The organism is Nitrosomonas sp., from assembly GCF_040256045.1.
In the GTDB taxonomy this organism is placed as follows: domain Bacteria; phylum Pseudomonadota; class Gammaproteobacteria; order Burkholderiales; family Nitrosomonadaceae; genus Nitrosomonas.
Genome location: NZ_JBDZWD010000012.1, coordinates 38,186 through 52,538, shown reverse-complemented (window position 1 = coordinate 52,538; position 14,353 = coordinate 38,186). Strand labels below are relative to the sequence as shown.

10 protein-coding genes and 1 tRNA gene are annotated in these 14,353 nt (G+C 53.5%); 1 reads left to right on the top strand and 10 read right to left on the bottom strand.

Translation table 11 applies throughout. The annotated features are described in order from the left end of the window. Positions 1-49: 49 nt before the first annotated feature. The 10 genes from ABUL11_RS03935 to ABUL11_RS03890 form a co-directional block, all read right to left on the bottom strand. A complete protein-coding gene (locus ABUL11_RS03935; protein WP_350282559.1) occupies positions 50-409 on the bottom strand; it encodes an IS630 transposase-related protein in 360 nt (119 codons plus the stop codon). Positions 410-829: 420 nt separating this feature from the next. Next, the gene (locus tag ABUL11_RS03930; protein ID WP_350282558.1) at positions 830-2,215 is read right to left on the bottom strand and encodes a sensor histidine kinase; all 1,386 of its coding nucleotides are present in this window, start codon (positions 2,213-2,215) and stop codon (positions 830-832) included. Continuing rightward, positions 2,212-2,883: a response regulator gene (locus tag ABUL11_RS03925; RefSeq protein ID WP_350282557.1), complete on the bottom strand. Its 672-nt coding sequence runs from the start codon at positions 2,881-2,883 to the stop codon at positions 2,212-2,214. The genes ABUL11_RS03930 and ABUL11_RS03925 overlap by 4 nt, the downstream gene beginning before the upstream one ends. Before the next feature lie 90 nt (positions 2,884-2,973). Then, positions 2,974-6,114: an efflux RND transporter permease subunit gene (locus ABUL11_RS03920; RefSeq protein ID WP_350282556.1), complete on the bottom strand. Its 3,141-nt coding sequence runs from the start codon at positions 6,112-6,114 to the stop codon at positions 2,974-2,976. A gap of 1 nt (position 6,115) precedes the next feature. After that, positions 6,116-7,285 (bottom strand): efflux RND transporter periplasmic adaptor subunit, encoded by a 1,170-nt coding sequence (locus ABUL11_RS03915; RefSeq protein ID WP_350282555.1) that lies wholly within the window; start codon positions 7,283-7,285, stop codon positions 6,116-6,118. After that, the gene (locus ABUL11_RS03910; protein WP_350282554.1) at positions 7,282-8,568 is read right to left on the bottom strand and encodes a TolC family protein; all 1,287 of its coding nucleotides are present in this window, start codon (positions 8,566-8,568) and stop codon (positions 7,282-7,284) included. Before ABUL11_RS03910 ends, ABUL11_RS03915 begins: the two co-directional genes overlap by 4 nt. A gap of 333 nt (positions 8,569-8,901) precedes the next feature. After that, on the bottom strand, positions 8,902-9,879 hold the full coding sequence (gene speE, locus ABUL11_RS03905; protein ID WP_350282553.1) for a polyamine aminopropyltransferase: 978 nt from the start codon (positions 9,877-9,879) through the stop codon (positions 8,902-8,904). Next, a complete protein-coding gene (speD, locus tag ABUL11_RS03900; RefSeq protein ID WP_350282552.1) occupies positions 9,876-10,316 on the bottom strand; it encodes an adenosylmethionine decarboxylase in 441 nt (146 codons plus the stop codon). The genes speE and speD overlap by 4 nt, the downstream gene beginning before the upstream one ends. Before the next feature lie 283 nt (positions 10,317-10,599). Beyond that, on the bottom strand, positions 10,600-11,724 hold the full coding sequence (locus tag ABUL11_RS03895) for a hypothetical protein (RefSeq protein ID WP_350282551.1): 1,125 nt from the start codon (positions 11,722-11,724) through the stop codon (positions 10,600-10,602). A gap of 202 nt (positions 11,725-11,926) precedes the next feature. Next, positions 11,927-12,011, bottom strand: a tRNA-Leu gene (locus tag ABUL11_RS03890). Between the two features lie 111 nt (positions 12,012-12,122). On the opposite strand from ABUL11_RS03890, the gene rnr reads away from it, so the two are divergent. After that, complete coding sequence (gene rnr / locus ABUL11_RS03885) at positions 12,123-14,333, top strand: ribonuclease R (RefSeq protein ID WP_350282550.1); 2,211 nt, start codon at positions 12,123-12,125, stop codon at positions 14,331-14,333. The last annotated feature ends 20 nt before the right edge of the window (positions 14,334-14,353 follow it).

Here is a 14,353-nt window from a genome sequence, read left to right as displayed (position 1 = left end):
TAACTACCTCACCAACTCCGGCTATGAATCTAACTAAACGAGAAATGCTCTAATCGTCTCCTGGAAGATGCGCCGTTCGTCTTCGTCCGCTTTGGGATGCTGTAGTGTTTTTTTTATAGCTGATGTTCATACGCCTCAGTGCGTGGCCGATACCTTTTTCGCTCACACCCAGTCGACGAGCCCGTTCGGCCTGATAGGCGTCTGGAAATTCCCGTACATCACGAGCCAGCGCAGCCATGTCGATCTTCGTTGCCGGTTTATTACGGGTCTCCCGAGGAACAGGATTTTTTATCCAGCGTGTCACGCTGGCAATTCCTACACAAAAATGGGCTGCCGTTTGCACTATGGTGAGCTCTTCCTGCTCTCGAACAGATAAAACTTTGCGGCGAAATGAAATGGGATAAGTCATCTGTAAATTATAATCAATCTATCTGAGCTTCGCTATATAGGTTTACCCAAGATTCCGGCCGTTTCTTTCGATCTGCAAGCTAAATTGCACCTTCCTTCCAGGCAAAAGCCGCGTCAAATCTAGCTGCGACAATATGTCACATTCTCAAGCAGAATATTTGAAGGCATAATCAGCTCATTATCTGTACCACCTCTGACATCCGGATTCATGTGTGTAATATGAGATAGATTCGTAAGAAAAAATCCAGTTTTTCTTTCGAATCTTGTCTGGATAAGCAGCGTGCTCTGCCGGTAAGTATGCTTCCTCCTCTACTTCTGCCTGTCCTTTTACAGTTCTTTTGTAAATCGACAGGCGTTCTTTTTTCTGCCTTGTCTGCGGCTGTTTGTATGTCATCTCCCGACCGTGGTTGTCAAGGCTTGGTCAGGTATTTTCTGTGTGATTTTCAGGAAAGGTCAGTGTCACCGTCAGACCACCTTTCGCCGGTTTGGAAAAAGTGATAGTGGCAGCATGCAGATGGGCAATTTCCTGAACGATGGGCAGGCCCAGGCCGCAGCCGCCACTGATCGATCCCGGGATGCGGTAGAAGCGTTCGAATACCTTTTTGTGTTCTTTAGGTGGGATACCGGGCCCGTTATCTTCCACGGCCAAGTAGGGCTGGCCGCAATGGATACCGCTGCGAACCGTGATCGTGCTGCCGGCAGGGCAGTAGCGCAGGGCGTTGTCGATTAGATTACCCAGGGCTTCGCGCAGCATCCAGGCAATTCCTTCAGCGATTGCCGGTTGGATTTCGAAGCCGAGATCGATATCTTTGGCGAGTGCATGGTCAATGAAGGTCGAGGCCGCGCTTTCGGCCAGTTCGTGCAGAGCTACCGGGTGGAAAATCTGGTTGGCGGAAGCTGCCGGCTCAGTCTGGGCATAGATCAGCAACTGGGTAACCAGATGCGCGATACGTTCTGCTGCTTCCTCGATGCGCGCCAGCCGTTCATCGTTGCGCACATATTTCCCTTCGGCTGCCACCAGCTCGATCTGGGTTTGTAAACCGGCAAGAGGCGTGCGCAGCTGGTGGGCCGCATCGGCCAGGAAGCGTTGCTGGGCTGCTGCCGCTGTACGCAGCGATTCAAACAGTTCATTGAGCCGGGTAAGCATCGGGCGGATTTCGCGAGGGGCATGCGCGATATCGAGTGCACGCAGATCACGTGGTGAACGGCTGGCGATCTGGTTTTCGACATGTACCAGTGGTGCCAGCCCGCGTCGCACCCCGAAGTTGATCACCAGCAGCGTTGCGGCGATGATGACCAGATTGGGAATGATCGTTGCTGCCAGTATCCGGTTGCTGGCGTGATCGCGTTCTCGCATGGTTTCAGCAACCGTGATGCTGATCTCGTTGCCGTCGATTGTGATGTGCTGCGTGGTAGCGCGGATTTTTTCACCGTGGTAGATATCCTCGGCAAATACCGGCTGTGTGTGGATCGTTCCAGGATAAACTGACAGGTTGGCATCGCCGATCAGCAGCTGTTTATTGGAGTCGCGAACAGCGAAGAAGATTTTGTCAACGGCATCATGGCGCAACATGGCTTCTGCTTCCGGCGTCAGATGCAATTCCGGCTTCAATCCGACAGTCTGTATATAGGCCGCAATATCCAGTGCGGCGTTATTCAGGGAATGGTCATACGCAGTGTCGGCAGTTTCCTGCGCCAGGCGGTAATCGAACAGGATGCTGCCGATGAAGACCGCGATCAGGGGAAGAAGTATCCACAGCAGCAATCGCTGCCGTAAACCCAGTGGATGGGAAAATCCGGATTTCATGAGTGACTCTGGTCGATACGATAGCCGATGCCGCGAACCGTGCGAATTTCGATCCCACCCGGGGCGATCTTGGCACGCAGACGTGATACATGGACTTCGATGGCATTGGGAGTGACGTTCTTGTCCCAGCCTGTCAGGTTCTGCAGCAGTTTGTCCTTGCTGACTACCCGGGGAGAGGCCATCAGCAGGGTTTCAAGGATCGTCCATTCGCGTCGGGTCAGCAAAAGCGGCTGGTCGTTCAGTGTCGCAGTATAGCTGCCGGTATTGAGCACCAGCCGGTCATGCTGCAATTCGGTACTGGTGATCGAATGAGCACGGCGGATCAGGGCGCGGATACGGGCGATCAGCTCCGGCAGGCGGAACGGTTTGGTCATATAGTCGTCTGCACCGATATCGAGGCCGGCAATGGTGTCTTCCATGCTGCCGCGTGCCGTCAGCACCAGTACGGGCAGGCGTATTTTCCGGTGACGCAGTCGCTGCACGAGGGTCAATCCATCGATATCCGGCAGACCGATGTCTACCACGGCCAGATCAAAATTTTCTTCGCGGAGATGGCGTTCAGCACTTGCGGCGTTTCGTGCCACATCCACGGTATAGCCCGCATTGGCCAGTCCCTGCTTGATGCCGCTTGCCACCAGAGAGTCATCTTCGACAACCAGAATACGCATTGCTTTCCTCCAGTCAGCTCCATGGTAACACCCGATGTTTCCGGCAAACTGTGAAAGATTATGCTTGGGCCTGCTGCAGCCCGTCTCTTTTTACGGATTTTCCCGGGGTTTCGTATGTCTGGGCCGTGCCAGCCGGTTGAACATCAGCGGCAGCAGCACCAGTGTGAAGAAAGTGGCGGAAATGATACCGCCGACGATGACGACCGCAAACGGGCGCTGGGTCTCCGAGCCGATGCTGTGAGAAAGTGCTGCCGGCAACAACCCGAGGCCCGCCATCAGCGCGGTCATCAGGATCGGGCGCAAACGCAGCACCGCGCCTTCCCGTACTGCTTCGGCGAATGATTGTCCTTTATGAATCAGTCCGACGATTTCTTCGACCATGATCACGCCGTTCTGCACCGCGATACCCGATACCGCAATGAATCCGACGGCAGCCGAGATGGAGAGATGTAACCCCGAGAGGGCCAGTCCGGTGAGGCCACCAATCAGTGTGAGTGGAGCGATCAGTAAAATGATGAAGGCCGAACGCAGCGATTTGAACGCCCAGAACAGTAATACGAAGATACCGAGCAGACTGGCAGGAACGATGATCATCAGCCGTTTCATCGCACGCTGCTGGTTTTCGAACTGACCGCCCCAGGTGAGGCGGTAACCCGGTGGCAGGTGCACATGCTCGGCGACCTTTTTCTGCGCTTCACTGACAAAACTGCCCTGGTCGCGTCCCATCAGATTGGCTTTGACCGAAACGGCACGGCCGCCCGCCTCGCGCGCAATACGAGAGGCGCCCTGGCGCACGTCGATACGGGCCAGTTCCCCCAGTGTCAGGAATGCACCGGTACTGCCCGGAATGGCGATCTGCAGGTTGGCAATATCGGTGATGGTGTGCCGATAATCCGGGGCCAGCCGGAGATTGACGTTGAAGCGCCGTTCACCTTCATAAAAACGGGTGATTGCACTGCCACCGAATGCAGTCTGAAAAAGAGTGTTGATTTCCGCGATGCTGATACCGTAACGCGCCAGCTTTTGCCGGTCCGGCGTGACGGTCACCTCGGTCTGGCCACCGACCTTGATGGCTGCTACATCGACTGCGCCGCGGATGTGATTGAGCAAAGCGACGATCTGTTCTGCCTTGTCTTCGAGGATTTCCAGATCAGGACCAAATACCTTGATGGCGATTTCACCTTTGACGCCGGACAGGGATTCTTCGACGTTATCCTGGATGACCTGTGAGAAATTGGTGGGCAGGCCCGGAATGGCCTTGAGCGAGTGCGACATGTCGGCCACCAGTTTCTCCTTGGAGCTGAAGCGCCAGCTGCTGCGAGGATTCAGGTCAGCCAGAATTTCCAGATTATTGGCTCCTTTGGGATCGGTGCCATCGTCCGGCCGGCCGACCTGGGCTACGACAGTCTTGACTTCCTGATAGGCGATCAGCTTGGCCCGTATTGCACGCTCTACTTCTTTCGATTGTTCCAGGTGGATGGAAGGCGGGAGGGCGATTGTCAGCCAGATGTTTCCTTCATCGAGCTTGGGCAGGAATTCCGTGCCGATCACTGGCAGCAGGGTGAGTGCCCCTGCCAGTGAAGCGATGGTAATTCCAGCCATGATACGGGGACGCGTGTCCGTCCAGTCGAGCAGTTTCCGGTAGCCAGTTTTCAATCGTTCCATCCAGGCGAGGTGGGGTTCGGATATGGAGCTGCGCTGCAGCAGGTAGGAGAGCAGCGCGGGAACCAGCGTAAGGGTCAGGACAATGGCGCCGATCAGCGCGAAAGAAAGGGTGAAGGCTACCGGAGAAAAGATTTTGCCTTCCACACGCTGGAAGGTGAATATCGGTACAAAGGCAAGAACGATGATCGCTTTTGAAAAAAGGATGGGCTTACCGAGATTGATGGCGGTCTGCCGCAGCGCATTGATGCGCCATTTGGCGGTATCCTGCCCGGATTCGGGCTCTTGCCGCAGCATCAGCCGTACCATCAGCGCTTCCACCAGCACTACGGCGCTGTCGATGATAATGCCGAAGTCGACTGCACCTAGTGAAATCAGGTTGGCTGATACGCCGCGTGCATTCATCATGATGAAGGCAAACAGCAATGTCAGTGGAATGATGCAGGCAACGATCAGGGAAGTCCGCCAGTCACGCAGGAATACGATCAGTACGGCCACTACCAGCAGTGCACCGAGAAGGAGATTTTCCCCGACGGTAGCTACTGTGTGGTCCACCAGCTGGGTACGCTCGTAGATCGGGCGTATGTGCACGCCCTCAGGAAGTTTGGCCTGGCTGTTCAGTTCATCTACCCGGGTCTTGAGCGTCTGGATGATCTTGCTTGGATCACTGCTTTTTATCATCAGCACGATCCCTTCGACGATCGAATCCTGACTCAGGATCTTGCCATTGTTGCCCTGTTGGGCAAGGGAAACGATGCCGGAGAGAGGGGTGTGCCCGCTGATTTTGATAGTAGCGACATCGCCCACGGTAATGGCTTTGCCCTCATGTGACATGATGACGGTGGCCGCTACATCTTCGACCGTGTGGAAGAGGCCGATGGCACGTAGTACCAGCCCTTCACCGCCACGGCGGATGATGCCACCACCGGTATTGGCATTGTTTTCACGGAGTGCCTGGCTGACCTGGTCCAGTGTCAGCCCGAATTTGCGCAGCGCATTCGGATCCACGTCAACCTGGATTTCCTTGACTGATCCACCAAAGCCGACGACATCTGCAACACCCGGTACACGTCTTAATTCCGGCCGGATAATCCAATCCTGGATCGCACGGACTTCATACAGCGGCAGATTGGGCGGAGCATCCACCACATAGCGGTAAATTTCCCCCACGGCAGTGGTAAGTGGCCCCAGAGTGGGCGTTACGCCATCCGGCAGATCGACAGTTTGCAGTTTTTCCAGGACTTGTGCACGTGCCAGACGATCCTCGGTGCCATCGGCAAAAATCATGGTGATGACCGATAATCCGGTGATGGAAACCGAGCGTAATTGGGTCATTTGAGGGATACCGCTCATTTCCCGTTCGATCGGGATGGTAACGCTGCGTTCGACTTCTTCCGGTGCCTGGCCGACAACCTGGGTGATGACCTGTACCTGTACATCTTGCACATCAGGAAAGGCTTCGATCGGAAGTTCGATGAAGGCTCGTATGCCCGCTATCAGCAGGGCGCCTACCATGACGAGGATGAACAGTCGTTGTTTGATCGAGAATGAAATAAGGCGGCTGAGCATGTTAGTTACCGGCAGCGAGTTCGGAAGCAAGCAGCATGGCACCGTCAGTCACGACTTCTTCACCGGACTGGATTCCACTATTCTCCGGTTCGAGCCAGACGGATTCGGCATCCTGGAAGGCGATACGGATCTGGCGCTGGACGAATTGGCCAGGAGCCGTTTCAATGAAAACCGTAGGATAAATTCCATGGGTGATCACCGATACCGCAGGCAGCCGGATGACATTGACAGCCTGTGAATCGGCCAGTCGGGCGCGGGCAAACATGGCTGGACGAAGGCGTCCATCCGAATTGTCGATTTCGGCACGTACCTGAACACGGCGAACATTTGGATCGAGCTGGGGTGCGATGCGAGTGATGGTGGCAAAGAAGGATTCGCCAGGAAATGCATCGAACGAGAGTAATAGTGGATTGTCGGTATGTACCCGGCCAATCAGGTGTTCCGGTACATCGACTTGTACCCACAGATGGGACAGATTGGAGATGACGAACAACGGTATACCCTCATCCGGGCGGACTTCGGTGCCCGGGTTGGCGTGGCGCTCGACTACGATGCCGGCAACGGGTGCTCGTAACACGAGTTGTTCATTTTGAATTTTGCTGTTTGGAGACAGATTTCTGACCTTCAATCGGGCACGTTCTGTTTCTGCCGCCGCAATCTGCCATTCTGCTCTGGCACTTTCAACGTCACGCCGGGCGATGGCATCACCCGCCAGCAGTTCTTGCGCCCGTTTGTAGGTGAGATGCTTTCTTAACACATCTGCTTCTGCTTTATGCAGATCGGCAAGGGCAGCACCAAAATCCGGCGAATCCAGTGTTGCAAGGGGGGTACCCATGCTGACCTGATCGCCAATTTCGGCGTGCAGTTGCAAAATACGGCCGGCGACTGCAGGAATGATACGGGCGGTATGATTTTCAGCGAGTGCCAGTCTGGCGGTCAGCGGTTCGCTTGCCGGTAAGGGTGAAATGACGGCCTGGCTTGTCTTGACGTAGGCGAGCTGGGGTGCGTTGGCTGGAAATACCAGATGGTCGGGACTGTGGCTGGAATCAGTATCGTTGGTTTCCGAGTGGACAGCAGCTTGCCGGGAATGAAAATAGCCCGAGATGCCTGCGACTACACCTCCCAGAATGAGGGCGATAGCAATAATTTTTTGATATTTAGGTTTCATCATGAAGCGGGTTCCTGTTCCCTGGGAGGGGTGATTTCCAATGCAGCATCCAGAGCAGCATGCGCTTTCGCCAAGTCGCTGTGTGCTTGCAGTGTGTCCAGTTCAGCGGCTCGCAGGATGCGCTGGGCATCGAGGAATTCCAAAGCACTGATGGCACCTTTGCTGAAAGCGAGTTCCGCTGCACTGGCGGTTCGGCGGGCGGCGGGTAGTTCCTGTTCCTGCAGGGATTGCCAGCGGTCGATAGCATGTTGTAATTCATCGGCAAGCTGATTGATCTCGGCCTGGATGTGGGCGCGAATGGCTTCCAGTTGATCTTCTGCGAGAGCCAGTTCGGCGTGGGCACGGCGAATGTCTCCTTCAAAATAATTACCGAGGAATAAGGGAACGGAGATTCCAAGGCCGATGGAATTGCGTGGTTGCATTACGTCGGCCGGCTGGCGTTCATACTGGACACTGACAGTGATATCGCGGGTGCGCTTGGCTTGCGCCAGATTGAGATTGCGCCGCGCAGCTTCTACTCTTGCGGTAGCGGCGAGCGTATCCGGGCGTTGGGAAATGGCAGTATTAATGATGTCCGCATCAGGCAGTCCGGCTACTGCCACAGGCCAGTTTCCCCGGGTTGCAAGCTGCAGGGCGTGATCCTCATCCGCCAGCAGAACTGCGAGAGCGGTACGGGCACGGGTAAGCGCAGTTTTAGCGGTACGCATACCAGCCTGGGCACGGGCAGCATCAGCTTCGAAACGTCCGAGATCGGCACCGGACAAATCTCCTGCCCGGTAACGACGCCGTGCCAGTTCCAGGATGCGTTTGGATTGATTGGCGATGATGCCGCTCAGCTCAACATGGCGCTCGGCCAGCTTGAGTTCAAACAAGGCATTGCGTACATTGAGGCGAGTTTGCCGTAGCGCATCATCAAGATCAAGCCGGGTGGCAATGAGTTCACTGTCTGCTCGGGCCATACGCAATTCACGCTTGTTTCCTCGCTCGAATATTTTATCGATGCGAATTACATCTTCCACCGGGGTGGATTTGAAAAGCGTAGTGGGTTTGGATCTGGGGTTGAAGTGGCTGGTGCTGACCAGCAGTGTGGGATTGGGAGAAGCAGCCGCGTTGAGCGTTTCTGCAGCCGCGGCTTCGATATTATGCCGGGCAAAGCGGATATCACGATTGCGGGTCAGCGCCAGATGTTCGGCTTCTTCCAGGCTGAGGGAAATATCGTCGTACGCCTGGCTGTAGCCAGGCAGCACGACCCACAAAACGAGGATGAACAGGATTGAACAGCGCATGACAGTCGATCTCCACATGGGATGAATATAGACTGCCTTGACTTGCGTTTGCCTGACGAACGGCTGAAGTTATTCCATTTCTAAATCAGAACTTACTTTGTCGGCTTCCCCTTGCCGTATTGTTCATTCTGTCTGCGGTTCGCCTTCTCGTCATTTTCGATTTGGAAATAGAATTACGGATTTTTTCCTGCTGGCGAGTGGGTTGGCCGGATCGGCCTTTGAATTCAGCAGGGAACCTTGGATCGATGAATTGACAGGCTGATGATCAAATCCGGGTGCGGCAAAACAGAGGGTGCAGAGCAGAGGTGCGGTCCAAACCTCGAATGAATGATTTCAGGTCTGTATCAACTTCAGATTGCCAATTTCACGTGGATCCAGACTGACATCATCCAGGCTGTCACCGTCATCGATCGGGTGAGCAGGTTCTGATAGCAGAGCTTGTACAAAAGGAGGCAGATTCAGCATGGCGTGGTGGGTACCGCCACTGTAGAGTTTCAGATCAGTCAGGCTGTTTTGTGCAAGGCGTGCATCAACTTTGTCTGCGGGCAACAGTAGCGGATCTGCAGAATCAGACGCCATTGCCATTGCCCACAGCGTGCCGTATAGCGGCACATATTGCAGATATGGGCGTACTACACCAAATACATCGCGTAATGATGCCAGCAGGCGTGCCATTGTCGGACCGCGATAGATTGGTGACTGGATATGCAGTGATAGAACACCGCCTGGTTTGAGTGCACGCCGGCAGGTACGGTAGAAATCACGTGTGTACAGGAGTATGGCGGGACCGAAAGGATCCGTGAGGTCCAGCACGATCTGATCAAACTGGTTTTTACAGTTTTCGGTGAATGCACGTCCATCCCCCAGATGCAGTTCCAGACGCGGATCATCGAAAGCCCCCCGATGTACTTTGGGTAACCATGTACGCGCTATATCGATGACATCACGGTCGAGCTCAGCCAATACAACGCGCTCCATGTTCGGGTAACGCAGCAGGTTATAGGCTGCCCCCCCATCGCCACCGCCGACGACCAGTGCCTGGCGTGGGTCACCGTGGGTAATGGCGGGCAGGTGTACCATCGGTTCATGGTAAAAGAATTCATCCTGTTCCGAAGTCATGAAGCAGCCATCGATGCGCATGGCGCGCCCGAATAGCGGTGTCTGCACAATTTCGATGTGCTGCACGGGCGAATGACGTTCGGCCAGTAATTCTGTGGTTCGTAAATAAAAACCGAAATCCGGTGAGAGAGGTTCGACTGCAAAATTCGCTGTCGTACTTGAAGGCGAGGGAGGTCGTTCAGAGGTGCTCATGCACGTACGACACGGTGCAGATGGGGATCGGCCGGCTGAAATGCCTGCATCAGTGTTTTAAACAGACACTCGGCCTTGGCAGAATTATCACAGCTGTAACTGCATACATACACATCGAGGGTGACATAATTATCTTCTGGCCAGGTATGCAGCGCCAGATGTGATTCAGCCAGCATGATCGTGCCGGTTACTCCTTCACCTGGGCCAAAGCTGTGGAACAGACTGCCGACGGCGGTCAGGCCGGCATCGGCTACGGCTTGTTTACAGAAAGCTTCAAGTGCAGCAGTATCCGTCATCAAATCGGCGCCATTACGACAGCCGAACAGGTCACCGATGAGGTGCAATCCCGGCATTGCGCGTGTCACAAGGTGTTTACCACGCGGCGATACAGTAGTATCAACTACAGAGGTGGAATGGGTATAAGGCAGAACACGCATGACGCATCTCCACGAAAAAGTGGTAAACAGGACATACCGTCCGAACAAGCCAGATCGAGGGCGGCTATATGAAAACCGGCAGCCTGATCCTGACAGTGAAAACAAATAAAACGAAAATAAACGTACCTGACTTATCTGAGCGAAAAATCTTGCGGGTACGATCGTATTCGTATCATATCGCAGCAGGTTTGCAGAAAAAGAGGATGATTTGCATATACCCTCTGAAAAACCTGGAATTTTAACTTCAATTCATCATGAGGGCAAATTGCCAGACGGAGGCTCCCTAAGGTGAGCAATCAGCGATCAGTATGCTGGCCGTGTTGATCTGGCCGATCGCAAGGCGATTACCCGGAATGGCGACGGCAGTGGCTACTGAATGACCATGCTTCCATCCGCCTTCCCATAGTAAGGTAGGTATGGTATCAGGGCCGAGCGACCGGGCATCGATGGCGTAGACGCCGGAAGGAGAGGGGATATACGACGATACCAGCAGGTTCAGTGCGGTGAGATCGACCCGGTGCTGGCCTGCAATAAGGATGCGTTTACCATCGAGCCTGAGATTGTCGGGCCGTATGGGGAGTTCTGCCGAGGCATATCCATCGATTTCGCCACTTTCTTTTGAGGCAAAGCGGAGTCTGCGTTCCCAGTAACTGGCAATGACCAGATCGCAATCGGGGCAGGGCCGGATGATGCCATTGGCATTCCTGAAATCCTGAGTCGAGGGAGGCTGGATCATTCCGTTGTTGATTTGCACCAGGGCGGGCCAGGGAGTAGGCCTGAATGGCAGCAGGCCATATTCATCAAACCGGGTGATAGTGAGATGAAAACCCTCACCCTCATCATTGCGGATGGCCTGAAGGCTGTTGGCTGCGGTAAGTCGGGTTCCGGTTTGCGGATCGGTCGGTGTTGCAAGTGTTGCGTTAGTGATTTCACCGTGGTTGATGTCCAGTTGCCAGATACGTACCGATTGTGGTCGGGCGATATCGATGACAAACAGCGTACCCTCTCCGGGAGTGTCGCCGGGTACCAGTGACATTCCCAATGGCTCGAAGTTATCTTCGCTGGCATTGTTTCCGGGGCGCCAGGCATACCGGGTGGATGCAGGTATGTTTTCCCGGGAAATATCGACACTGCCCAAACGCCACTGGCCAGATTTACAGTTCGGATCGCTGCCATCGTTGCAGCGTTCACGGATGAAAAGCCGAGCGATGCTTCCGGTCGAATCCAGTGGCAGGACGGCAATGTCTTCACTGCCTCCTCCCCGGGTTTCGATCGTCATGATCGGTGCGCCGGTACAGAGTGCGTTACCTTCCATCACGCATCCGGTCAGCAGTAGGCTGGCTGGAATGCTCAGAATGAGCAGGCGGATATTGCGGCGGAACGTGAGGGGAGTGAGCGTAAAATTCAATGCTGTTGCGAAAAATGACTGAATTACAGAAAAAGCAGTAAAGCAGTAATTTTGTTTCCGCGGGAGGGTTGAAGTGACCGCATTGCAGAGATATCGGTACAATCGTGCTTATAACGGGAATCGTATGCTGTCAGATTTTGGTATAGTTCCGGAAAAGAAGATTTGTCAGGAAAGTTTTCCGGTCATTTGTCATAACCGTTTCTGGTGCCCAGAAGAGGACTCGAACCTCCACACCCGAAGGCACATGGACCTGAACCATGCGCGTCTACCAATTCCGCCATCTGGGCATTATTACTGATCATTACTGTGCTGGCCAAGCTGTCAGCCAACTCTCTGTGAAAGCCGGATTACAGAAGTCCGGTACAGAAAGACGCTAAATTCTATAGGAAACCTTCGATTTGTCAATCAAGAGAAAAAGAAACAAGAAAAACCAGCTTCGTGAACTCGATCCTTTTCTTGAACGTGAGCAGGCTCGTTACGGATTGGCGCTGCCCAGCCGTGAATTCATCCTGGAAGTGCTGGATAAACAAGGAGTGCCGATCAGTGAATCCAAGCTGTTGAAGCTGCTGGGTATCACATCCGAAGAATCCGAGTTTTTTCATCGCCGGCTGGCTGCAATGATCCGTGAAGGGCAGATCATCTGTAATCGCAAGGGTGATATTTGTGTAACCGAAAAACTGGAACTCGTGAAAGGGATCGTTCAGGGCCATAGCGATGGTTTTGGTTTTCTGATTCCGGATGATGGCAGCACTGATCTGTTCCTGACCCCTAAAGAGATGCACAAAGTGCTGCATGGTGATCGTGTCATTGCCAGGGTTACCAATATCGTCGATCGGCGAGGACGACGGGAATGCAGAATTATCAGGGTTCTGGAGAGCGTCAATACGCAGCTGGTGGGAAGATTATTCGAAGAACACGGTATTTTCTTCGTTGTGGCTGAAGATAAGCGGATCAACCAGGATATTCTCATCCCCAAGGAAAATATCATGAATGCGCACGCCGGGCAGATAGTCATGGCACGCATCATTCAGCAGCCAAGAGAGCATGCTCAGCCTATTGGGCATATTATCGAGATTCTGGGGGATTATGCTGCGCCCGGTATGGAAATTGAAATTGCATTGCGCAAATTTGATTTACCCCATGAATTTCCACCTGAAATCGAAAAAATTTCCACCCGGTTTCCCAAAAAGGTCCTGAAGAAAGATCTCGTTAAACGGGAGGATATTCGTCATCTGCCACTGGTGACGATCGACAGTGAAACAGCGCGTGACTTTGACGATGCTGTTTATTGTCATCAGGAAGGAAAGGATTACAGGCTGTTTGTGGCCATTGCCGATGTCAGCCATTATGTCCGCGATCAGGATGCGTTGGATAAAGAAGCATTTAATCGTGGTAATTCAGTCTATTTTCCGCGAAGGGTCATTCCGATGTTGCCGGAAGTGCTTTCCAATGGATTATGTTCACTCAACCCGCAGGTGGATCGCCTGTGTATGGTATGTGAAATGCTTTGGACAGCCAGCGGAGAGCTGGTTGAATATCGTTTTTATCCGGCGGTGATGCTTTCTCATGCGCGCCTGACGTATAACATCGTTGCCGAATTGCTGGATCAGCCAAAAGGGGCGGCTGCCAGGGAATACAGACAATTGCTGCCACATGTTCAACTGTTGTACCGGTTGTTCAAGGTGTTGCATAAATCTCGCGTAAAGCGGGGTGCAATTGATTTCGAAACTGTTGAAACAGAAATGATCTTTAATGACCAGGGCAAGATCGAGCGGATATACCCGGTAAAGCGTAATGATGCTCATCGCCTGATCGAGGAATGTATGCTGGCAGCCAATGTGTGTGCGGCTGATTTTTTACAGAAGCACGAACAGCCCGTTTTATACCGGATTCATGAAGGACCGACTGATGAAAAGCTGGTAGCACTGCGGGATTTTCTGAAAGAGTTTGGCCTGCAGTTACGCGGTGGTGAAAAACCCCGGGCTAAGGACTACGCCCGGACACTTGATCGCATCAAAGAGCGGGCAGATGCACAATTGCTGCAGACGGTGATGCTGCGATCGCTCAGTCAGGCTATGTACAGTCCCGATAATATCGGGCATTTCGGTCTGGCTTATGAAATGTATACTCATTTTACTTCACCCATCCGGCGCTACCCGGATCTGCTGGTGCATCGTGCCATCAAGGCAGTACTTGCGGGTAAGCAGTATGAACCGGGTGATTGGCATGAAATCGGCAAACATTGTTCGCAAACGGAGCGGCGTGCCGATGAAGCCACGCGGGAAGTTCAATCCTGGCTCAAGTGTTTTTACATGCAGGATAAAATCGGTGACTGCTTTGGGGGAGTGGTTACGGGAGTAACTGCCTTCGGGCTGTTTGTTACCCTGGATGAAATTTATGTCGAGGGTCTGGTTTATATTTCGGAGTTGCCAAGTGATTATTTTCATCATGATGCAGTCAAGCATGTACTGCGCGGCGAGCGGAGCGGGGTCAGTTTCCGGCTGGGCGACAGGCTGCAAGTGAAACTGGTCCGGGTTGATCTGGCGACCCGCAAGATCGATTTCATCCTTGCAGATAAGGGTAGTCCGCGCAAGAAATCAGGCAGATAACAGTCACTTTTCCCATTTTT

Excerpts from the sequence above, each read along its gene's own strand:
- ABUL11_RS03930 (WP_350282558.1), bottom strand. The coding sequence starts at position 2,215 with ATGAAATCCGGATTTTCCCATCCACTGGGTTTACGGCAGCGATTGCTG.
- ABUL11_RS03915 (WP_350282555.1), bottom strand. The coding sequence starts at position 7,285 with ATGATGAAACCTAAATATCAAAAAATTATTGCTATCGCCCTCATTCTG.
- ABUL11_RS03925 (WP_350282557.1), bottom strand. The coding sequence starts at position 2,883 with ATGCGTATTCTGGTTGTCGAAGATGACTCTCTGGTGGCAAGCGGCATC.
- ABUL11_RS03920 (WP_350282556.1), bottom strand. The coding sequence starts at position 6,114 with ATGCTCAGCCGCCTTATTTCATTCTCGATCAAACAACGACTGTTCATC.
- ABUL11_RS03910 (WP_350282554.1), bottom strand. The coding sequence starts at position 8,568 with ATGCGCTGTTCAATCCTGTTCATCCTCGTTTTGTGGGTCGTGCTGCCT.
- ABUL11_RS03935 (WP_350282559.1), bottom strand. The coding sequence starts at position 409 with ATGACTTATCCCATTTCATTTCGCCGCAAAGTTTTATCTGTTCGAGAG.
- speE (WP_350282553.1), bottom strand. The coding sequence starts at position 9,879 with ATGAGCACCTCTGAACGACCTCCCTCGCCTTCAAGTACGACAGCGAAT.
- speD (WP_350282552.1), bottom strand. The coding sequence starts at position 10,316 with ATGCGTGTTCTGCCTTATACCCATTCCACCTCTGTAGTTGATACTACT.